Origin of the sequence: Neobacillus drentensis, from assembly GCF_036965645.1 — a bacterium.
Lineage (GTDB): Bacteria > Bacillota > Bacilli > Bacillales > Cytobacillaceae > Neobacillus > Neobacillus drentensis_D.
The window spans coordinates 1131-23379 of record NZ_JBALPZ010000214.1 but is presented as its reverse complement, the minus strand read 5'-3'; the positions used below and the strand labels follow the sequence as shown (position 1 = coordinate 23379).

Sequence of the window (22249 nt, the reverse complement as noted above, 5' to 3'; positions counted from 1 at the left end):
GATAAAAACTGTTCTGGAAGCAATAGAATCGCTGGTCCCCTAATAATGAAAAACAAAAAGGGAGTGAACCATTATTAAGTTCACTCCCCTTTTGATTTCATTATTTTAATTCTAACAGGAATAGGCTAAACTACTCTTCTATAAGTTCTTTGCATGATTCACGGACAATGAGTTGATCAGGAAGAATAAATTGATCTTTCTCTATTTCTTCATCTTTAATTAATTTTAACAGTAAACGCATCGCTTTTTGACCCATATCAAATGTTGGTTGTGCCACAGTTGTTAGAGCAGGTTCAAAAATCGATGCAAATTGAATATCATCAAAGCCAATAACAGATAAATCTTCTGGAACTCTTAAACCTTTAGATTTAGCGGCTTTTATGGCACCCATAGCCATTTCATCATTACCGGCAAAAAGGGCTGTAGGAGGATTCTCTAGTGACAAAAATTTCATCATTAAATTAAATCCACTTTCAAAAGAGAATTCACCTTCCTGTACCAAACTTGGATCCACAGACAGGCCGTGTTGCGCCATTGCTTGATGAAACCCCCTACATCGATCACGTCCAACGACTATATTCAAGGGTCCGGAAATATGTCCAATTCTCTTGTGGTTTAAGCTAATTAAATATTCGGTTGCCTTTCTTGCACTGCTAACATTATCAATGGAGACCGTAGGCAGCTTGGAACCCTCATAGTATTCACACGCCAATACTACAGGGTAATCCTGGGATAAATCTTCTAATATTTTTTGATCGGTCCTTGCCGTTAATAATATCAACCCATCGGCTTTTTTCTGCCCTAAAATCGTTAAAAAACTTGTTTCGCTTTCGACATCGTTTCGCGCATCTCCTAGAAGTACTTGATATCCGTTTTCGATGGCAACTGATTCAATTCCGCGCAGCACAGCAGAAAAGAAAGTATTGGTTATATCAGGAACCACAACAAGAATTGTTTTGGTTTCAGATCTTCTCAATTGTCTTGCCAGCATATTAGGGTGGTAATTTAATTTTTTTATGGCTTCTAAAACTTTTTCAGCTGTTTCTTTTTTTACAGTCCCTGCATTACTTATGACTCGGGATACTGTGGCCGTAGAAACATTCGCCATTTTTGCAACATCCGCAATTCTGACCATGTATTGCTTTCCCCTTCAATGTTTGTTTACATTTATTGTAATCGATTACATTGAGAATTACAATAATTTTCGTAAATCAGCCATAAAACAGTATCTTTTAAAAACATTTTTCTCCAACAACTTAAAATTAAATGTAAATCAGCCCTATAAAAATTGGGCTTGCACAACATTAACATTGCATTGTATAAAAAAATCGCGATTAGACCCTACTAAGGTAAGGCGGTTTTATTATCATTATTTTTTAAAAAAACATTGTAAAAGGCGGTAGTTATACAATGACTAAATTCCTGCTCTTTTTCTTATTCTTTGGGTTAAGTATAGCATTTGCTTTCCTAATTGATCTTCTGATGGGAGTAAAAGTTTCCCTGGCCATGAGTAATTATAAAAAAACCTTTTCTTTTATGACATTACCTGAATACCTCATTTCGTTCGCCTTTCTACTTACCATGATCATTCCGCCCATTTTATCTTTTTTTAAAAAAAAGAGAGACACAAGGAAGGCATGATTTTTACTTGTTCAGTTTTTAGTTATGATATCAGTTTGTTGCTAACTGAATCGTTTCCGAATCAAATCAACCAAAAAAAGAATGACAGGGATACCCACACAAAAAATTGGCAATATGTAACGGATAATAAATACCCCTTCTTCGCGATGTTCGATCGCATTGATCGCAATGAGGATCGAAAGGAAAAGGATGATAATCCCTGTTGGTAATACGAGTTTATTGGGCTTCTCTATTTTAAATAAATGGGCCGCAACATTGATTGCAGCAAAACAATAGATCGAGATTTTAAAAAAAACGCCAATAATTAATGCAAGAATGACAATCGGATCCAAACGTTGCAGAAAATCAGCGATGTTAACTTTACTAATTGTTACAAACAAAGGAAATGTAGCCCGGCTGTACATATCCGCCCCGAGAATAGAAATTTGAAGAGCATGTGTCCAACTCAACAGGATCCCAGTGAAAATTAAGGAAACTACACCTGTTTTCTTTCCTAATTGAGGTTTATTTAAATAAGGAAGAATCGTGGTAAAACAAACCATTTCGCCAAAGGGAAAGATCAAAATATTAGGATAGGCTGTTGTCAAAATAGGTTTTAACCCATGTGGAAATAAAGGCAGCAAATTTTTAGGTTCAATAATTCCGGATACAAGCACGAAAATATTTCCCAATACACCCAAAATAATCATAATAATCAGGTAGATTTCTGCCATTCTGGCCAGTACTTCGATACCTTTTCTCACCGTATAAATAACCGCAATCATCATTAATGCATTGATCGCAAACAGCGGGGTGCGATCATATGTTGAAGCCAGCAAAAGACCTCCAGCCTCTCTTAAATCCCGGGAGGCGATATAAATGAATAATGGGATGTATAACAAACTAATGGCCCACCCGATATATTTGCCGAGAATTTTTTGAGTATACAAGCTAAAAGACAGACCTGGATACCGAATAGCAAAATAATTATATAAGAGAAATAGCAGGATCCCGCCAATTAATGCCAGGAGAATGGATACCCAGACATTCTGCCCTGCCGCAAATCCAATCGGAATGACTAAAGCAGTCCCTAATTCAAATAAGATAATCAAGGCAGACAATTCTTTTACACCAATTCTTTCTTTTGCCATTTTCAATCACCTCCCCCTGCTGCTACTCTTCAAGGTCTGATAAATACGGTTTAGTTCTCATACCAGTACGGCGGATTATTGAATCGACCGTGACGTACACTTTTGCTTTTGCAAATGTTTCGTTCCACTCTTTTTTTAGCCCCTTCCATTCTTTTGGATTCGATCTTTTCATCCCTTCTCCAATTCCCAAAATATCACTTTTCGCACTCTGCGCAACCTTTACCGCTTCCTTCACTTCTTTATTAGTTACTTTTGACCATTCCTTTTGTAGTTTTACAAGTTCTTTGCTTTTCGACAGGTCCAGAGGATAGGCTATGCCGCCTAATTGACCTTCTTGTCGTATGCGGATATGAATCAACGGTATCCCTGCTTTTATTTCTGTTCTGACATCGGTAAGTGAGCGAAGGATATCTATATCAACTTCTTTGTTTCCAGTTGGTTTTAACACTACAAGGGTGCTTTTTACTTTATTTCGAACCAATAAGATTCCACGAGCCGCATGTCCATCTACCCATCGGCTTAACTTACCATCCTTGAAAATGGCCACTCCTCTGGTTTCCATCAAGGTAGGAGGGCTGCTTTGTTCCGTTTTCTTGAACCCTTCTTTTGTGTTACCGATGATTGCAGCCCCGCTTATGATCGGATTTTTCCCTTCTGTAACAAACGTCTTGATGACATCATCAATAGTGTTATTGATATTCTCTGACCAAAGTTTTTCTGACATATCCATTTCCCCTGCAAGCCCGTTTGCTGGAATTTTTTCCATAGGGGTTAAGATTTTTAATATGGACTCCGCCTTAGTTCCTCTAGTGACAATTACTTTCGTAGTTAGACGTACTTCATGACCTCTATCGAAGTAATCAAATAATTCCGTTACTCCGCTCTTTGCTAAATCCTCTCCAATCACCAGCAGCTGCATATGTGAAAAAAAAAGCTCTCGCGGCACTCTTTGTGAGGATTTACGAATGGCTTCCAATAAGGTTCTTCCAGTGGACGTAAACACTGTTACAGGCATCTCACCGGCCCCATCCCCTCCGCCCGTCTGTCCTGATGCAACAGCTCCTGGATTGACTACCTGAAATGATACTCGATAGTTATCGGTCTGTTCCACCTTATCAACCCCCATCGCCATGACGATCGCAATCTTATTAAGCTCCCGTTGATTCCAGCAGCCAGATAACAGATCCACCATCACTACTAACAGAACGGTTAGGATCGCTCCTTTAACTTTCATCTTCATCCCCCATTTTTTGCTTAGGAGGTGCAGGTTGTAAACCCTCATCCATTCTCGTTATATTTTCTTGACTCACCAATCTCGGGCGTGTGACGAAGAACCAGCGAGGCAGACGTAACACCATATCCTTCTGATCCCTTGTAATAAACGGAGCGAGTGAAGCCATATAAGGAATGCCAAAAGAACGTAATCCGCACAAATGGGCAATAATAATGATGTTAACGATCGCAATCCCATAAAAACCATAGGTAGCGGCGAAAATCATGATTAAAAATCGGAACAAACGGATAGAAATTGCCATATTGAAGGCGGGCGTCGCAAAACTGGCAATCCCTGTAATCGATACGACAATCACCATCGCATTAGAGACAATCCCGGCTTGCACCGCTGCCTGTCCCAAAACAAGTCCGCCAACAATCGATACTGCCTGACCAATGGCACGGGGCATTCGAATACCCGCCTCACGCAAAATTTCAAAACTTAGTTCCATAATAATAGCCTCGACAAATGCAGGAAAAGGAACACCTTCCCGTTGTGCTGCCAGACTGATCAACAGGGGAGTAGGAATCATTTCCTGATGAAACGTAATCGCTGCAATATAAATAGAAGGTCCTAATAAAGAAATCAAAAAAGCCAAGTATCTTAATAAACGGACGGCAATCCCAATATCAAACCGATGGTAGTAGTCTTCCGTTGCTTGAAAGTACATAAAAAACGTTGTCGGTGCAATGAGAACAAATGGCGTTCCATCAACAAATATAGCAATCCTGCCTTCCAATAAATTCCCCGCGACTGCATCTGGCCGCTCCGTATTATAAATAGTAGGAAATGGGGTATATGTTTCGTCCTGAATTAATTCTTCGATATAGCCAGATTCCAAAACGCTGTCGATTTTGATTCGATTCAGCCTTTCCTTAACCTCTTGCACCAGCTTATCGTTGACAATATCTTTTATATACATAAGTGCTACATCTGTCTGTGTTACCTCACCGATTTTCATGGGTTCTACCCACAAATTAGGACTTTTGATTCGGCGTCTAACCAAGGCTATATTTGTCCCTATCGACTCCGTAAAGCCATCCTTCGGCCCGCGAATCACCACTTGAGAGGTTGGTTCTGAAACCGACCTTGATTCCCCGCCTCGTGTACCGCCGACAATCGCTTGTGTCCAACCGTTAACTAGGATCACTGTATCACCAGATAAAATCGATAATATTAATCCATTCCAATCCTTAACCACTTTTACTTCTCCGATGGTCAAAGCATTATCTTTTATAAAATCAAAAATGTTTTTTTCCGGTATTCTGTTTATGTGTGTCACATCAATAGAATCAATCATCAAGGAACGCATAACAAATTCACTAACCATATTCTGATCAGCTAAGCCAGATGTATAGATTGCTGCAATTATCGCCTTCGGGTTTCCCATCTCGAATTCCCGAATGACTATATCAGGGCTGTTTCCAAGTTCCTGTTTCAGCTGCTGAAGGTTGTCTTTTAGATGATAATTAAGGGAGAGACCACCGTTTGGCCTTGATATTTCCTTATCTGTGCTTTGTTTTTTTGCTTCCTTTTTTTTATTAAATAAACGCCTATAGGACATATGGATTCCACCTTTATATAGGACATTTATTCACTGATAAACCTATTTTTATACAGCAATAAGGATACTTTGGAAAAAATATCTTAATCCATTCCAGTTGAAACCGTACATCCATTTTCAAGTAAACCTCTGTCTAGTTTGAATAACTCTTGTACCTAAAAAAATCCCGTTCGTTGACGGGATTTTTCTTAAAAAGAAATTGTAGCCAATGGACATAACTAGATAAATCTTCTATGTCAAATGTAATATTTAATTTAAGGAATGAACCCATTTATGATCTGGATCATCATATGGTTTCAGTGTTCTTCCTTCCTCTCCAGCCATGAACCATAAATAGTAAATCTGGTAGCCCCCTGCTGCATTTACAGGATGATACCCTTTGTCAATTGCAAAGCTGTCTCCATTACGAATGATATATGCATCATCAATGCTGCCATCTTTTGTGTAATGAAGCTGTACGCCAAATCCTTGTTTAGGTTTCGCCTGATAATGATAGATTTCCTCAAGATTTGGCTCTTCAGGATAATGCTCTCCATCATGCTTGTGTGGTGGATAACTAGACCATTCCCCAGGAAGATTGAAGGTTTCTCCTAAGATGATCCGCTGGACTCTACCATCGGCATTATCAGCAATAATATCATGAACTTCGCGTTTCCAATTATTTTTACCGCGCTGATGAATAACGACATCGTTTGGTCGGACGATAAAAGGCACGAACTTTTCTTCTGCCTTGACCTTGCAAACAGCAACATCCAAATCCGTTTCAGCCTTAATTACATATTTTGAATGGCAAGGGATATAGGCAGCTGTAGCCTTTTCACTAAAGACATTCTCTCGTCCGCCTAACTTCTCCCATGTCTGACCCTCACAAGCTATAGTGGCAGTACCCCTTAATAGAACTAGAGCGGTTTCATAACCATTCGTTTCACTCGTGTATTCCTGACCTGATTTCAAGGTTATTTTTCCAAAGGCTAAATATTTTAAGTACGGACTTTCTTCCTGGAAGATATCCTGATAACCTTCAAACTCCTTCGCTTTAAAAAAACGTTCCATTAAATTTAACTCCTTCCGCTAATCCGAACAAACTTTTAATCTGAAAAATGAACCGATTTAGTTGAATTACCTACTTTTAAAATGGGATATACTTTTGAAAGTCTTTCAAAAGGTTCATTTCCTTTAATCATTTTTATCAAAATACTAGCAATTGTCTCGCCTATTTCAAAAAGCGGTAACGACATGGTTGTTAATGTGGGATTGGTAAACTGCGAAATGGCTAATCCATCAAAACCGATTACGGATATATCCTCAGGTACGTTCAAATTTAAATCTGTACATGCCTGAATGACATGGGCAGCTGCCATATCGTTATAGGTTGTGATCGAGGTAACATTTTGCTTTATCAATTTCTCAGTCATTATATGGACGCCTTTGTTATCAACTTCTACTTGCATGACCAAATCGTTATCAAAAGGAATACCAAAGTCCTGCAAAGCCTTTTTGTATCCTTCTAATCTTTGAATACTACTGTAAGCACGCGGGGGACCCACAATGATTCCAATTTTGGAATGCCCTTGTTCAATTAAGTATTTGGTTGCGACATACCCGCCATGTGTGGCATCAACCACAATACAAGCAGCTCCATCTACATCAAGATCACGATTCAGCAAAACAACAGGTGATATTTCAGGTATCAATTTCCTTAGATTCGCATCGTCAAGTCTTGGACTACATAAGATCATTCCATCCACATTGTAATTCTTTGAAAGTTGAATAAACGCATTTTCTTGTTCAACATCTTCTTCTGTCGTCATAAGAAAGACATTTAAGTTATTTTCTCGAAGAGTACGCTCAATACCGCGTACAACTTCCGCAAAGAATGGATTTGCAATATCAGGCAGTAACAAAGCGATCATATTCGTTTTTCTTGTAACCATACTTCTTGCTTGAAGACTCGGCCGAAATTCATGCTTCTCAATAAGTCGCTGTACTTGTTTCCGAGTGGCTTCATTCACCTCAGGTTTATTATTTAATACTCTGGAAACCGTCTGGCGAGATACACCTGCCATTTGTGCAATATCCATAATTGTTAGCTTTTTTCCCATTTATATCATCCTTTTTATGTGAACGCTCACAAACAGTTACAAAACTAAGTTAACATCTACACTGTCATGGCGTCAACTCCGGTTTCAAAAAAAAATATTTCTTTAAAATTATCTGAAAATATATTGACTAAACCTTTCTAAATGCTCTATTATGCAAATTGTGAACGTTCACATTTTCAAAGTTCCACAATCATTAATCAAAAAAAACGAATGGGGGAACACCAAATGTCAGTAGAAGTAGTAGCAACAGAATTTGAACGAAGATTAGCCCGTACGAGAGAAAAAATGAAGGAACAAGGTATCGATGTTCTTTTCGTTTATAGTGATGAATATCATCCTGGCTATTCTTTTTATTATACAAACTTTCGTACGATCAATTGTATCGAGGAATCCGCACACGCGTTGTTTATCCCATTAGAAGGCGAAATCCAAGCATTTTTAGGAAACCTGAATCGATTTGCTGCGAAGCGTTTTTCCTGGATAAAAAATGTGAATAACATTTATGAGATGCAAGATCTATTACCGAAATATGTCAGCGAACTTTCATATCCAGTTAAAACTGTTGGTGTTGTTGGTGAGGAATTGTTCCCAATATCTTTGTATCGCGAAATGGAGAAGGCATTTGTTAAAGATGGAATTAATATTGTAGATGCTGCTGATATTGTGATTCAGGAACGGCTCTATAAGAGCAAGACGGAATTAGATTTAATCCGAGTAGCAGGTAAATTAGCAGATGACAGTATTTTGGCTGCGCTTGAACAGGTACAAATCGGTAAAACTGAAATTGAACTATCAGCTATCGGAGAATATGTAACACGTTCCCGCGGCGGTGAAATTGGTTCCGCTTACTTAGTAGTGTCAGGTCCTGATCATACAAATCTTCCGACATGGAGACCTATGGAACGTAAAATTGAACGGGGTGATTATGTGTGGTTCGATTTTAACCCTATGGTTCAAGGCTACTGTTCTGATACCGGTGTGGTCGTTGCCATGGAAGGCGCCACAGAAGAACAAATCAGAATCATGGATTTCGCTTATGATTCCAATCAGCGTATGGTGGAATTTATCAAGCCAGGTATGACAGGTAAACAGTTGTTCCAAGAAACACTTCGTATTTGTGAAAATGCTGGTTTGGCTGACTATTTCCTTCCATACACAAAAGGAATGAGAGCCATTGGACATGGTGTTGGCTTAGAAGTAGTGGAAACTCCAGATTTAGGACCTAACAGTGAATTTGTTTTTGAGCCTAATATGGTATTTGGAATTAAATTTGACTTGCATGGATTCCCATTTGGCGGCGTACGTGTAGAACCAACTGTGATCATAACTGAAAATGGTGCGGAGCCTGTGAACGATCTTCGTGGACTAAGACGTAAATTTGAATCGAATTTTAAATAAGGACATCCATCGATAATGCTCCAATTCCAGCACCGGAAAGTTAAATTTCCGGTGCCCATAAGAAAGTTTTTGTAAGCGCAACCAGGTTCTCTTAGCAATGGTATTTATTTATTATCGTTCGCTTGTTCCGTATTTGAGGTAAAATTTTAGTAACTTTATTAACAGTAATAACCACAGAGAAGGTTGTGATAAATTTGATCAAATCAAAATGGATAAGAATTGCCCTCCCGTTTATGATTGGATTGTTTATAGCTTACTTGGACAGGTCTAATTTATCTGTAGGGATAGAGGGAATGTCTAAAGAACTTGGTTTCTCCGGATCTGACTTTTCAGTTACATCCAGCTGGGCATTAAGCGCTTTTTTAATTGGTTATGGCTTGGCAAATTTTTTTGGCGGTATTTTAACCTATAGAATGAATCCTAAAACCGTTGTTATCTTTGTGTATGCATTATGGTCAATTGCTACACTTTTAACCGGTTGGGTTAATTCAGTAGGGCTTTTAATCTTCTTCCGCCTTATTCTCGGAATTGGTGAGGGTATTTATTGGCCTCAACAATCTCGATTTGCGCAAGCGTGGTTTACAAAAAAAGAACTAACTGTAGCTAATACGGTCATTCAGCATTATGGTCAATTTTTATCCCTTGGTTTAGGGTTTTTGATACTTATACCTATAAATGCAAATTTGGGTTGGAAACCACTTTTTATTATTCTAGGAACCGCAGGTTTGGTTATTGTAGTGCCTCTTTATTTATGGCTGCTTAAAAAAGAACCTGACGGAGTGGAAACCAAGCCCAAAGAGGAACAAAGTTCCAAAGAAAAGTTGACCTTTCGTTCTTTAGGTGGTTCGCGCTTTCTATTGTTGATAGGTGCTCACTTAGGTCAAAATATGCTCTTTTGGGGAATTACTCTTTGGATTCCACTCGCTGTCAAATCCCTTGGTTTTACTGGACTGACACAAGGACTCCTCAGTGGATTGCCTTACTTGGCTGCCGTGATTTTAACGATTCCGATGTCCATCATCAGTGATCGAACAGGAAAACGTGTCTTAATTGCAACTGTTGGTTTAGTATTCGCAGGTATCTTATTAGTTTTCCTTCCGGTGGTTGATAGCCCTGTTGGAAAAATAGCTCTCATTACGCTCTCCTTAGGAACACTCATTAGCACTTACACAGCAAATTTTTGGGCAATCATTCAATCGAGTGTGTCTCCAAGCTCTGTTGGTCCAGCTATCGGAATTGTTAACGGAATAGGAGTTGGATTCGGTGGAACCATTTCGAGCTTTATTGTTGGTCTTTTATTAGAACATACTGGATCTTACATTCCTGGCTTTACAGTTATCAGCTTCATAGCAATTATTGGTGGGTTCATACTGTACCTCTATGGACGAACTCTTGGTCCAAAAAATTCAGGGATGAAAGCTGAAGGGCAGGTTGTATCATAAAATGAAGATTCCTGTTTAATAATGTCAGGGCGTGCGGTTTTAGACTGATTAAAAATCATCACAATATACAATTTGGACTGAGGGTCTACTAATTTTAAAGTGCAAAGGCTCTAAGGATCTAATCCCTAGAGCTTTTTTATCATATACAAAAATATATATTTTTTTAACTTCCATATAAGTATCTTTTGCATGGAAGTGAAAGATGACCTTTTCACGACCAAGCTTCTTCATTACTTCCACCGGATCCATTCCTTGCCAAACTATGTGGCTTGGATCTAAGTTAAAAATAATTTCCCCTGTGTGTATGATTTTCTCAAGATGTTCGACTAATGGCAGCAATACTCAAAATCCGATCCTGATGGGTGTAAACATTTAATCCGTTTCCACTGATAAACCCTACTGCCGTTATACCAAGCTCATCAGCCAACCCGAGAGCCAGATCGGTCGGGGCAGATTTCGAAAGAATAATTCCTACCCCAATCTTGGCTGCCTTCAGCAGCACCTCTGAGAAAGATTCTGCCGCTAAAGGCAATAGGCTTATCTTTCAAGTAAATCCGGTTTATAAGGCAGTGTCCATACAATTTATCTAAGGCATTATACCGGCCAATATCCGCTCTGGATAAAACAATCCCATCTGTTGTACATAAAGCCGCATTATGAACTCCGCCCCCTTGAAAATATTCCAATAAAAAACAGAATCATCCCTAATAAAAACGAACTCCTTTTAAAAAGAAGTTCGTCTACCATCATAAAATTAATGACTTCCCTAAATAATTTAAGGAACTATATTCTCAGCAACTTCACTAGATACTTCTCTTGAACGATATGGAAACAAATTCGTTAAAGCGTAGTATACAATCGCCCCAACAAGCGCAGATGAGGTAAAACTTAAATCAATGCCGCCGACGACAGATACGAATGGACCGGTGAAAATGCTGGTACTTGTAAACAACAATCCCACAATCAATCCAATCGTCCATGAAATAACAGCAGGTATGTTAAATCCGCTAGAGTACCAATAGCTGCTTGACGTAGAACTATTGTGTAAATCTAATGGTTTATAACGCCCTTTTACCAAGTAATGTCCGACAAGATTGATCGCTAACCAAGGTGACACACCCACGATAATGATAATAACAAACCCGTCGATTAGGTGTATCATATTGGACACATCTTGAACTCCGATAAATACCAAGAAAAAACCGACAATTGCCATAATTATGGTGGTTGTTACCCGTTTAAGCGTCCATCCGAGGGACTCGAGAGAAAGTCCGGCACTGTATAAACACAACCCACCGTTCGGCAGAGCACCAAATATCCCTGCAATCGTAATTGGAGCAATCCACCATGATGGAGCCCCCCCAATAATTCCTGTTACGAATGGAGTTGATAAATCCTTCACCGTTGACATCATAAATGATGCTGGTACCATTGCTAACCAACACCCGACAAACATTCCTAGGGATGTGGCCCCTGCCAATTTCGTCGAACTATGACTATTGGGAACATATCGGCTATAATCCCCCACAAATGGTGCATACGAAATAGGCACCGAAGCCACTACCAGCATGGCGAGTGCCCAAGTCGGCCAAAAACCTCCTAATAAATAATGACCACCTTCGTAACTAACGTTGAACTTTGAAGCAAATATAAACACAGATAGAATGACAATACTTCCTACCAGGTAGGTTCCTATTTTTTCAAACAAAACTACTACTTTATGACCCATTATTGCTACTATTGCGGTTATGACACTGACGATGATACAACCTATCAATAATGTACCGGTTCCTTCTGACCAGCCAAACAACCGGTGACCTCCCGCGACGAAGGCTTGAGCCCCTGTCCAAACCATAAGAGCATAGAAACCAATCGCTATTACAATATTTAGAAGCGAACCAATAATACGGCCCTTTACCCCAAAATGTGCTCCGCTAGCTAGTGCTCCATTCGTACCTGTTCTCTGAGACAAAATAGAAATCGGTCCTATTGCAATGGAGCCAATCGCAAGCCCCACCGTCAATGCCCAGAATGCTGCCCACCAGCCAAGTCCGAACACAATCGGTAATGAACCGATTGCCATAATGCCAAAAGCAAACTGCGAACCACATAAGACGTAGAATACATTGGATGCCTTTGAATTCCGCTCATTCTCCGGAATCATATCGACACCCCGTGTTTCAATTGAAGAATGCTCTTTCATCTTAACCGTTTGGTTGCTCAAAATACATACCTCCGTTTAATGGTCATAATTTCTTTAAAAAGTACCATCTCTCGCAAAGAAGTTGTATTAAATCGCAGTAGAGTGATTCCATCTTTATTCAGTTTTTTCCATATTCAATGATACAAAATTATCCTTTTACCACAAGGGAATAATGAGTTTAGTCAATCAAGCCAGCTGTGGTTTAACAGCTTTCATTTCATCGATCACAATATCTCCATCTTTAACAATTAACTTGCCGTCCAGGTATAACGTACAATTTTTCATTGGTAAATCAAGATGGCATGGGGTATCGTTGTTCCCCCCTAATTCAGAGTTTGGCCCCAAGGAGAATAAGACATTTCCATAAAAGGCACGCCCATCCATGCCAAACACTTGATCATCGAAAGCGAGACTATGCCATTGTGCCCTTTCGTTAAGCCCCCAGCCAATGTGAGATATCGCGTAAGCTCGCGGGTCATTAAAACTTTCGATATAATCCCTCATCAGCATGGCGTCAAAACCGCCTTCAATGTCCGTAACAAATCCACCTTTTATCGTTAACTTTACTTGGTCTTGAAAATATCGGTTAAACGGGAAAAATATGTCCCCTTTATCCAAAACTACTACCCCGTCAACTCCGCCATCATTAGATGTCGCAGCAGAAAAACAACTTGGCAAGTGGTCCCATCTGCCTGGTTCATCAGCAAAACCGTATTCCGTAAGAATTGGATATTGACCTAGCTGATAGGTAACATCGCTACCCGCCTTATTGGTGAATCTTAATTCTTTTGCATTCCTTAATAATTGGGTTGCATAAAGCACTCTCTCTTTGTCACTTTCCTTTGGAAACATTCTTTTAATTACATCGAAAGGTTCGACAACCAGCAGAATTCTTACTCCTGCATCCTGCAGTTCCAATTGTTCTTTAGAAAAAAGGAGGAGAACTAAGTCAATGACAAGGTCGGCCTTCTTCAAGCACTCAACTGCAACTCGGTTATCGGTTAACGGTGTAATGCCAAACGAACCAGAAGCTCCTTGTTTAGCTGGCGGCAGTTTCAATTCAAAGGCGTTCGCTCCGATCTCGGAAGCTGCCGTCAGGAACGCTTTCGCATAATCTGCTCTAATCTCGCCCGAAGTTAATACCGCCATCGTTTCAGACCGCTTTAACTTACACAATTCAAGTTGTTTTTTAAACAGGGAAACCATTTCTTGAAATTCAACAGTCATTTATTAACACCTCGTTTATTTTTTTGTAATTCCTTCAATAAATGAAACAATATAATCAACTGTTTGTTCTGGTGCATCTTTATACACCATGTGGCTTACTCCTTTAACCCTTTCAACTTGCATCGAAGAGTTGAGCGTTTTCAAAACCTGAAGTTCGTTTTCACGAATGGTATCTCCATGTTCTGCCGCTAATAGGGAGGCAGGGACTGAAAGCATTTTGATATATACTTGAAAAGGCTCCAATAATAGAGATTGGTAGGATTCAATAATCGCTGGCAAACTATTGTTTCGATATTCTTCCGCTCTTTCAGCTATTTGTTCATCTGTAAATGAAGGAAAGAAGCTGCGGAATAATTCCATATCCCCTTGATCAACAGCCTCCTTTTGTTTTAAAAACATCGATAATGGATTAGGATAGATCTCTCTCTGTCCTGGTCCGTTAATAGGAGGATCGATTAATACGATGCCGGAAATGAGAGACGGATATTGGCTGCCAAATGCAGCCGCAATCCGCGCTCCCATGGAGTGGCCAACCAATACTGGAGCAATAGGATTATCTATTAAAGCGTTTACAATATTCAGTAAGTCCTCTGTATAATCTTTTAATAGATAGCCTTCCTTAGGACGATCGGACAGCCCTCTTCCCCTGGCATCCATTGATAAGGAATAATAGTTTTCAGGCATTAAATTTAAGACTTTTGCAAATGAAAGGCTGTAACTAGTAATTCCCGGCAAAAAAATGACGGGAGTACCGGCCTTATTTCCTTTAGTAATGAGGTGAATTTTTGCATTTAGACCGTTTACAAAAAGGTCCCCAAAAGAATGATTTTGCTTCATATTTATATCTCCTCTCAGGCGAACGAACCTAAATTAAAGCTCTATTCTTCTATAAAGCGACTTCCATTTTCACTAGTGATTACACTTCTTTTGGAAGACCAATAGATTTACGTATTTGATTCATAAAAGGTGTTCGGTCGTATTCATGGTATAGACGCTCACGAAGCAATGGAGCTGGGAGTGCATTGACGTTTTCAAAAAGACCAACACGACCTGCATGAGAATCTGTGGTAATATCCCAAATAAAGTTCATCAATAAGTTTTTCTGCTTGGATGTTAAATCCCGTCCAACGAGAAGTTCCTCCAGTTTCCCGCCAATAAATGGATGATCATAGTCTTTTTCAGAGAATCTCATGACCAATCCCTGTCCGCATAATTCCTGAAGATGATGAATAATCCGCGGATAGTGTGTAATTCCATAAAGGCGCCCGGCGGTAAGCATATTGACATCTGGCCACATTACGTCATCTTCAGTTGGTTTAGCTAGTTCCTCTGAGGCCAATACATATGCTCTCAAGGTTTGAGCATACTGAATCACTTCTGATACGATAGAACGTACACCTGGAATCTTCCCTGTCCCCAAAGCATCAACAATCAGCTGGGCAGCTCCGGCATACATTTCCGCTTTGGTTGCCAAACGAGAGAGAATATGCCAGTGCGCTCCTAATACAACCCCTCCATATAATTCATTAAGTTCTGGTACGCCATAGTTAAAAATTCTCCACTTTTCCACGAAAACGTTATCAAAAATCAAGAAGGAATCCATTTCTTCTCCTCGTGATTTAACCGGGTGATCATAGGTACTTGCCGCATCGCAAGAGACTGTTTCCCGACAGACAATGTGAATGCCTGGTGAATTTATCGGTACTGATAACCATAATGACTCTTCAGGTAACAAGCCAGGACGCATCAGATTAGAGAGGATCATCTCATTTCCTTGGGACGAAATGGAACCTACCGCTTTCGCTCCGCTAATATAGATTCCTTCTTCCGTTTCCCTCACCACCCGGAGTAAAGCAGGAGTAGAATCGCCGCCTTTTATTTGGCTCCCCAATTCGACATCAAAAAGGCGGGCACCAGCTGCCGCTGCTTTTGAACGGTCATTTTGAGGATCAACTAATACCTCAGGACCCATCAAGTTATTTTTTTGGGCATAGTCAATATAGTGGAGGACATTATCTGCATATTCAGGCCTTTTGCTGCGGAACTTTGAAAGATATGCCGCCATTCCCACAGGCACGAGAGGCGCCAAATCAAACGGGCGGCCAAACACCCCGAAGGTTTCCTGAGCAATATAATCCGTTAATTCCCTTCGGCTCTTCAAATCTTCTTTTGTTCTAGGAATCATCCAGGCTTTGGTCACTCGTTCCCCTATGTCTGACCTGATGTACGTAAGCTTATCCTGTGTTTCTGGGTTATGCTGGGCATCAAAGATGTTAGCCATAATATTTATACCACCGCTAGTGGCTGGGTGAGTGGTTACATCCTGAATCAGTTCGCCCTTATAATAAACGGTCCTGTCATCACGAAGACTCTCCTTATACATCTCGCCTGTTTTTAAATACTTTGAAACTACCGAAATATTTTCCATCCTTCTCCCCCTAAAGAATATTTACGAGAATCCTTGTCGATCACATTTAGAAGTTATCGAAGTTTAAACAGCTTATTATATTAGCCTCAAGTTGCTAAACTTGTCGAATTTATCATTAGATAAAGTCTAAGGTGAGTATCAAAAAGTGTCAATATTCTAATAAATTCTCGCAATATAGTATAATGAAATGAACAATTTAACTTAGTATAGAATAACGCTGGTTAGCTATTTCTAAGTCAATTTCCTCAGGAACTGCTGTAGACACAGACTGAAGAAACTCTAAAGTAACCCTATCTTTAGAAAAACAATTAATCGCAGCCTGGTCTAAATTCATTTCAATAAATTGATTGGTAGGAAAAATAATTGCTTTAGTAAAGTATTTGTTAGTAGAATTTTTCAGATTGACCCAATACTCCCCTGCAGGCGGCAGAATAAGGGCGGCATCTGGCACAAATAGTCCTTTATAATCATTCAACCTCTGGACAATCTTGCCGCACATTTCGTGTTGTTTACCCATAAGATCAGCAGCAAGCTTAAGATCACCATTATTTATCGCCTGGCGCACTCTAGTGCTGGAGATACGCTCATCAGCCAAATGAGTAAATTCAAAAATATCCGTCTCAAATCCCAATCTGGCACCTGTTTGTTTTAAAACTTCGGGGGTTCCTGAACCTTTATAGCCAAACCTAAAGTCCTTTCCAACAAAAAATTTTTTAGGGTTTAAACCCATTAGAACGCTGTCAACAAAATCATCGGAGCTAATGGTTGAAAAGCTATTATCAAAAGTATATTCAATGAGGATATCGACTCCAAGAGCAGCTATTCTCTCCGCTCTGGTGTGCGGACTGGTAATTAGAGACGATGGTAATTCAGTGTTGCTAAAAAAGGTTTTCGGTAGAGGGTCAAATGTTATGACAATCGTGGGGTAGTTATTTTTTTTCCCCTCCCATACAGTGCTTGAAATTAATTGCTGATGGCCTTTATGTACGCCATCAAAGGAGCCGATCGTTATATAAGAGCCATGTTCTAATTCTGCTAAATGCGGGTTGAATAGATTTTTATAATATTTCAGGATTTTCCCTCCTCACTATCTATTGTTTTAGTTATAAGGGAATCCAACCTGGCCTTCTTTTTCATTAGTCAAAAACGTTTAATGCCTAAAGCGTGATTGAAAAATTTATTCTTTTATTAAAGCTGTAAATGAACCCTTAGGATATTTAGCAGATACTGTTGTTATGATTTCCTCGGTAGTTAATACATCGGCATATTTCTGGCGCATATCGATAAGACTTTGTTCATGGGATGCTAATGAACGATCCCCTACCGCATCCTCCACAACGATTGGTCTGTATCCGTATTGCAGCGCATCAACAGCTGTAGCACGAACACAGCCACATGTTGTACAACCTACAATTATCACAGTATCAACATTCTGTGCATTCAGACGTGCAATTAAATCGGTCCCAAAAAATGCTGATGCATATTTCTTAACAATTAAGCCGTCACCATAACGAAAATTTAATCTGGGATCCACATTCACTGCACTGGTACCTGCTTTTAAAGTCTTTAACCCCTCCATCTTTTGGTACCATAATCCTGAATCAGCAAATGTATCATCATCATAAGAAATAGTAGTAAAGAATACTGGCAGATCCTTATTATGGATAATTTCCAAAAGCGCATTTACTTTATATATTTGCGGGGTTAAATCGGAACCCATAGGCATATTAGGATCAGTAAATCCTTCAATCATATCAACAACGATCAACCCTGGTTTCTTACCAAAACCCAATAATTTTCCAAACCCTCTTTCTTTATACAAATCCTCATCACCTTGCTGATGCACCACAACAACTCTCCCTCCATAACCCTCCAAGACTAGTAACATACCAATCTTGGAAAGTCATTCACTTGAATTAGTTCCTTACAGCTGTATTAAATTCTCCAAATTGTCTATTAAAATGAAGCAATGGTGATTTAGATTCACCTAATATCACATCTTCCACGAACCCGATAAAAATAGTATGATCACCAGCTGTCACTGTTTGTTCAACTCTGCAATGAACATTGGCCAGAGCATCTTTGACATCATAATTAAAACTGCCCTTACTTTCTGTAAACTCCTCAAAAAACTTTGGTGCGCCTGCTTTTGCTCCAGATCTTGCTACTTCAATTTGGTCCTCAGCAAGCACACTGACACTGAAACGCTGGTTATTAATTATCGCTTGTGTACTAGCTGCTTGTGTAGCCAGGCTTATTAAAATTAGAGGCGGCTCCATTGAAATCGAGCAGCACGCACTTACAGTTAAGCCCCAAGGCCGGCCCTCGATTTCAGTCATGACAATTGTTACTCCAGTAGCAAGCCGGCTCATCGACTCTCGAAATTTATTTTTTACTTCATCCATTATAATTCCCCTCCTCAATTGGATGTTTAGAGATGATATCCCCTGATAGTAGCTTACCTGCATTCGGCACATACGGGTGCAGATCAAGAGTTTTAAGAATGTTGTATACGGTTGCAACAGCTGCTGAAAGCACTGGTTTTCCGATTTCATTCTCAACAAGCTGAATTGCTTCTAATGAAGGCATCTGAACACAAGCGGATAAGACAACCGCATCAGCTTGGCTAATATCTAATTTTTTAACAATCTCCAGTAAACGCATAGGGTCTTGACGTCCAACTTCCAAATTATCAGGGATTTCCAGACTTATAGAATCTGTTACTTGTATGCCGCTTTCCTCAATATAGTCAATCACCTGTTTCGTTAAAGGCTTCATATAAGGGGTAATAATAGCGACTTTTTGAGCTCCTAATGTTTTAATGCCATCTACCAGAGCACCAGCACTGCTAATAACCGGTGTAGCTGCTCCATTTTCTTTTGTTGCATTAAATAGGCGCTGTTCAGACTCAATATGATAACCGGGACCCTGGCACATAATAGCGACAAGGCATGCATACGCAAGAACATCACATCTGGCATCCGAAAGTTCGACAGCACACCGGTCACTTTCTACATCCATTGCTTTTAATTCTTCTTTTGTAACATGTTTCATTCGCATCCTACTTGAGTGAAAAGTAAACGACAAATTCGGATCAACTTGTTCTCTCCAACGAAGCATTGCTGGAATTTCCGTTTCCATCGTCGTATTGGAACTAGGAACAACTAATCCTATTCGGTAATTTTTTTTCATTTACACGCCTCCAGAATAGATAGAACCTATTAAGCTATTGTTCTTATAAACTTCACCTACAAAGGAAGTCCGATCGACTTACGAATATGGTTCATAAACGGTGTTCGATCATATTCATGATACAAACGCTCACGAAGCAGCGGTGCCGGCAAAGCATTAACGTTTTCAAATAGAGCGACGCGGCCTGCATGGGAATCTGTAGTAATATCCCAAATGAAGTTCATCAACAAGTTTTTCTGCTTCGAAGTTAAATCGCGTCCAACCAGTAGTTCCTCTAATTTCCCTCCAATAAATGGATGAGCATAATCTTTTTCAGAGAATCTCATGACCAGTCCTTGTCCGCATAATTCCTGGAGATGATGGATAATTTGCGGATAATGCGTGATACCATAAAGGCGTCCAGCTGTCAGCATATTGACATCCGGCCACATAACGCCATCTTCAGTCATTTCAGCTAATTCTTCAGAGGCTAAAACGTAGGCTCTTAACGTTTGAGCATATTGAATAACTTCCGATACGATAGAACGAACTCCTGGAATTTTTCCTGTTCCAAGTGCATCTACGATTAGCTGAGCAGCACCGGCATACAATTCAGCTTTGGTAGCTAGACGGGATAACACGTGCCAGTGTACTCCTAATACAACGCCGCCGTACAATTCATTAAGTTCTGGGACACCATAATTGAATATTCTCCATTTTTCTACGAAAACGTTATCAAAAATTAAGAAGGAATCCATTTCTTCTCCACGTGATTTAACCGGGTGATCATAAGAACTGATAGGATCTGAAGAGACCGATTCACGGCAGACAATGTGGATGCCTGGTGCATTGATAGGAACAGCTAACCAAAGAGATTCTTCCGGTAACAGACCTGGACGCATAAGATTGGAGAGAATCATTTCGTTACCTTGGGAAGAAATCGAACCTACTGCTTTTGCACCGCTAATATAAATCCCCTCTTCAGTCTCTTTCACTACCCGGAGCAAAGCAGGTGTGGAGCTGCCTCCTTTTATTTGGCTTCCTAATTCAACATCGAATAGGCGGGCACCCGCAGCGGCTGCTTTGGAACGGTCATTCTGAGGATCTACTAGTACTTCTGGACCCATCAAGTTATTTTTCTGAGCATAGTCAATATAGTGAAGAACATTTTCAGCATATTCTGGCCTTTTACTGCGGAATTTCGAAAGATGTGCGGCCATACCCACTGGAACAAGAGGAGCTAAATCGAATGGTCTGCCAAACACGCCAAAGGTTTCCCGAGCTACATAGTCAGTCAACTCTCGGCGGCTCTTAAGGTCTTCCTTCGTTCTAGGAATCATCCAAGCTTTACTGACTCGTTCACCTGACTCTTGATTGATATACGTTAGCTTATCCTGAGTTTCCGGGTTATGCTGAGCATCAAAGATCTTAGCCATAATATTGATACCGCCGCTAGTAGCTGGATGAATGGTCACATCTTGAATTTTTTCACCCTTATAGTATACTGTTCGGCCATCACGAAGACTTTCCTTGAACATTTCACCCGTTTTCAAAAACTTTGATACTACCTGAGTATTTTCCATTTGTACTCCTCCTAAAAATAATAGAAAATCATGAACATCGATAGTTTGAAGTTATCAAAGTTGTATTCTTTCTCTAAAAGTTACCTCAAGCTACTAAACTTACCAAAGCTTTCATGGTTTTATTTTATCTCACGTCACTATTAGTGTCAATATTCAATTTTATTAAATTTTTCTAAAAATAAAAAACCATGATTATCTGAGGATAATCATGGTTTTATTCAAATGCGCTGCTCATGGTTTCATACCTTTAAGAACCTTATCCAGATTCATTACGTCTGCATACCTTGCGTTTAAATCTACTAATGTTGAGTTCTGTAAGGTTTGATTTCGATCTCCTACAGCCTCTTTAGGAATGATAACTCTATAACCTCTTTGAAGAGCATCTACTGCAGTTGCTCTTATACTCCCACTTGTAGTAGTCCCAGCTAATATTAATGTATCAATTTGTCTGTCTTTCAAGAAATCATCNNATATATATACTGTCGCGTTAATCAAATCATATGGATAGTCAGATAAATCTGGATGAATATTGACCCATGTGCTTTCGCGGTCTAAAATTTGAAGCGAGGGGAATTTTTCACACCATAATCTAGAAACCTTATTTTCAGTTTCATAAATCGTTTTACTAAAGATTATTGGAATCTTATCGTTAAGAGCTTGTTCGATAAGTTGTTGGGTGGCAGTGATTTGATGATCCATTTTAATAGCTAATTGGGAATGCGGTTCAGTAAATGCTATGGTAAAATCACGAATTAACAGAGCAGGTTTTGTACCAAATCCAATTTGTCCGGAAAACCCCTGATTAGAGAAAAGCTGTTGAACCTCATCAAGAATATATCGTCTTTGACCGCCAGGGGTATAAATAACCTTTAAGCCATATTCTTCAATATTTCCAGTTTTCTCCATCCGCCTTAATGTACTCGGCGACACTCCCAATAGCTTGGCAGCTTCAGATATATTTAACAGGTTTTCAAACATATGTAATCCTCCCGGCTTAAGTCAGCAATAAACTTTCTAAAGTTACAATAAATCACTCATTATGTATTAAACTTACCATCATTATAGCATAGCAAAATAATTACTGGAA

General features: G+C 39.6%; 18 protein-coding genes and 1 pseudogene. 2 read left to right on the top strand and 17 right to left on the bottom strand.

Annotated elements, in window-relative coordinates; genetic code table 11:
- Positions 1 to 130: 130 nt before the first annotated feature.
- The 6 genes from V7266_RS28605 to V7266_RS28580 form a co-directional block, all read right to left on the bottom strand.
- Entirely contained in the window at positions 131 to 1135 is a 1005-nt protein-coding gene (locus V7266_RS28605) for a LacI family DNA-binding transcriptional regulator (RefSeq protein ID WP_335472602.1), read from the bottom strand.
- A 547-nt stretch (positions 1136 to 1682) separates the two neighbouring features.
- Positions 1683 to 2771 carry a GerAB/ArcD/ProY family transporter gene (locus V7266_RS28600; protein WP_335472601.1) on the bottom strand — a complete coding sequence of 363 codons (1089 nt, stop codon included), beginning with the start codon at positions 2769 to 2771 and terminating at the stop codon, positions 1683 to 1685.
- A gap of 22 nt (positions 2772 to 2793) precedes the next feature.
- Positions 2794 to 4005: a Ger(x)C family spore germination protein gene (locus tag V7266_RS28595; RefSeq protein ID WP_335472600.1), complete on the bottom strand. Its 1212-nt coding sequence runs from the start codon at positions 4003 to 4005 to the stop codon at positions 2794 to 2796.
- Positions 3995 to 5608 (bottom strand): spore germination protein, encoded by a 1614-nt coding sequence (locus tag V7266_RS28590; protein ID WP_335472599.1) that lies wholly within the window; start codon positions 5606 to 5608, stop codon positions 3995 to 3997. Before V7266_RS28590 ends, V7266_RS28595 begins: the two co-directional genes overlap by 11 nt.
- Positions 5609 to 5857: 249 nt before the next feature.
- Positions 5858 to 6661 (bottom strand): 5-deoxy-glucuronate isomerase, encoded by an 804-nt coding sequence (iolB, locus tag V7266_RS28585; protein WP_335472598.1) that lies wholly within the window; start codon positions 6659 to 6661, stop codon positions 5858 to 5860.
- Between the two features lie 35 nt (positions 6662 to 6696).
- Entirely contained in the window at positions 6697 to 7710 is a 1014-nt protein-coding gene (locus V7266_RS28580) for a LacI family DNA-binding transcriptional regulator (protein WP_335472597.1), read from the bottom strand.
- Between the two features lie 225 nt (positions 7711 to 7935).
- Between V7266_RS28580 and V7266_RS28575 the strand changes: the two genes are divergently transcribed.
- Positions 7936 to 9108 carry a M24 family metallopeptidase gene (locus V7266_RS28575; RefSeq protein WP_335472596.1) on the top strand — a complete coding sequence of 391 codons (1173 nt, stop codon included), beginning with the start codon at positions 7936 to 7938 and terminating at the stop codon, positions 9106 to 9108.
- A 194-nt stretch (positions 9109 to 9302) separates the two neighbouring features.
- Positions 9303 to 10550 carry an MFS transporter gene (locus tag V7266_RS28570; RefSeq protein WP_335472595.1) on the top strand — a complete coding sequence of 416 codons (1248 nt, stop codon included), beginning with the start codon at positions 9303 to 9305 and terminating at the stop codon, positions 10548 to 10550.
- Between the two features lie 313 nt (positions 10551 to 10863).
- On the opposite strand, the pseudogene V7266_RS28565 reads toward V7266_RS28570, so the two are convergent.
- From V7266_RS28565 to V7266_RS28515, 11 genes and pseudogenes are all read right to left on the bottom strand, one after another.
- Positions 10864 to 11218, bottom strand: a pseudogene (locus V7266_RS28565) (formate dehydrogenase accessory sulfurtransferase FdhD); the annotation flags it as partial.
- 107 nt (positions 11219 to 11325) lie between these two features.
- On the bottom strand, positions 11326 to 12774 hold the full coding sequence (locus V7266_RS28560; protein WP_335472594.1) for a purine-cytosine permease family protein: 1449 nt from the start codon (positions 12772 to 12774) through the stop codon (positions 11326 to 11328).
- Positions 12775 to 12939: 165 nt separating this feature from the next.
- A complete protein-coding gene (locus tag V7266_RS28555) occupies positions 12940 to 13980 on the bottom strand; it encodes a leucyl aminopeptidase (protein WP_144563567.1) in 1041 nt (346 codons plus the stop codon).
- A 15-nt stretch (positions 13981 to 13995) separates the two neighbouring features.
- A complete protein-coding gene (locus V7266_RS28550) occupies positions 13996 to 14817 on the bottom strand; it encodes an alpha/beta fold hydrolase (protein WP_335472593.1) in 822 nt (273 codons plus the stop codon).
- 79 nt (positions 14818 to 14896) lie between these two features.
- Positions 14897 to 16408: a 4-hydroxyphenylacetate 3-hydroxylase N-terminal domain-containing protein gene (locus tag V7266_RS28545; protein ID WP_335472592.1), complete on the bottom strand. Its 1512-nt coding sequence runs from the start codon at positions 16406 to 16408 to the stop codon at positions 14897 to 14899.
- Positions 16409 to 16604: 196 nt separating this feature from the next.
- A complete protein-coding gene (locus V7266_RS28540; protein WP_335472603.1) occupies positions 16605 to 17480 on the bottom strand; it encodes an FAD synthetase family protein in 876 nt (291 codons plus the stop codon).
- 105 nt (positions 17481 to 17585) lie between these two features.
- The gene (locus V7266_RS28535; RefSeq protein WP_335472591.1) at positions 17586 to 18257 is read right to left on the bottom strand and encodes an isochorismatase family protein; all 672 of its coding nucleotides are present in this window, start codon (positions 18255 to 18257) and stop codon (positions 17586 to 17588) included.
- Positions 18258 to 18324: 67 nt separating this feature from the next.
- Positions 18325 to 18813, bottom strand: a complete 489-nt coding sequence (locus V7266_RS28530; RefSeq protein ID WP_335472590.1) for a flavin reductase family protein — start codon at positions 18811 to 18813, stop codon at positions 18325 to 18327.
- Positions 18806 to 19600 (bottom strand): maleate cis-trans isomerase family protein, encoded by a 795-nt coding sequence (locus V7266_RS28525; protein ID WP_335472589.1) that lies wholly within the window; start codon positions 19598 to 19600, stop codon positions 18806 to 18808. Before V7266_RS28525 ends, V7266_RS28530 begins: the two co-directional genes overlap by 8 nt.
- 56 nt (positions 19601 to 19656) lie before the next feature.
- The gene (locus tag V7266_RS28520) at positions 19657 to 21162 is read right to left on the bottom strand and encodes a 4-hydroxyphenylacetate 3-hydroxylase N-terminal domain-containing protein (protein ID WP_144563580.1); all 1506 of its coding nucleotides are present in this window, start codon (positions 21160 to 21162) and stop codon (positions 19657 to 19659) included.
- Positions 21163 to 21393: 231 nt separating this feature from the next.
- Positions 21394 to 22140 (bottom strand): isochorismatase family protein, encoded by a 747-nt coding sequence (locus V7266_RS28515; protein WP_335472588.1) that lies wholly within the window; start codon positions 22138 to 22140, stop codon positions 21394 to 21396.
- Positions 22141 to 22249: the final 109 nt, after the last annotated feature.

Coding starts and splice junctions, on each gene's coding strand:
- V7266_RS28605 (WP_335472602.1), bottom strand. CDS start 1,135: ATGGTCAGAATTGCGGATGTTGCAAAAATGGCGAATGTTTCTACGGCC.
- V7266_RS28600 (WP_335472601.1), bottom strand. CDS start 2,771: ATGGCAAAAGAAAGAATTGGTGTAAAAGAATTGTCTGCCTTGATTATC.
- V7266_RS28595 (WP_335472600.1), bottom strand. CDS start 4,005: ATGAAAGTTAAAGGAGCGATCCTAACCGTTCTGTTAGTAGTGATGGTG.
- V7266_RS28590 (WP_335472599.1), bottom strand. CDS start 5,608: ATGTCCTATAGGCGTTTATTTAATAAAAAAAAGGAAGCAAAAAAACAA.
- iolB (WP_335472598.1), bottom strand. CDS start 6,661: ATGGAACGTTTTTTTAAAGCGAAGGAGTTTGAAGGTTATCAGGATATC.
- V7266_RS28580 (WP_335472597.1), bottom strand. CDS start 7,710: ATGGGAAAAAAGCTAACAATTATGGATATTGCACAAATGGCAGGTGTA.
- V7266_RS28575 (WP_335472596.1), top strand. CDS start 7,936: ATGTCAGTAGAAGTAGTAGCAACAGAATTTGAACGAAGATTAGCCCGT.
- V7266_RS28555 (WP_144563567.1), bottom strand. CDS start 13,980: ATGACTGTTGAATTTCAAGAAATGGTTTCCCTGTTTAAAAAACAACTT.
- V7266_RS28550 (WP_335472593.1), bottom strand. CDS start 14,817: ATGAAGCAAAATCATTCTTTTGGGGACCTTTTTGTAAACGGTCTAAAT.
- V7266_RS28545 (WP_335472592.1), bottom strand. CDS start 16,408: ATGGAAAATATTTCGGTAGTTTCAAAGTATTTAAAAACAGGCGAGATG.
- V7266_RS28530 (WP_335472590.1), bottom strand. CDS start 18,813: ATGGATGAAGTAAAAAATAAATTTCGAGAGTCGATGAGCCGGCTTGCT.
- V7266_RS28525 (WP_335472589.1), bottom strand. CDS start 19,600: ATGAAAAAAAATTACCGAATAGGATTAGTTGTTCCTAGTTCCAATACG.
- V7266_RS28520 (WP_144563580.1), bottom strand. CDS start 21,162: ATGGAAAATACTCAGGTAGTATCAAAGTTTTTGAAAACGGGTGAAATG.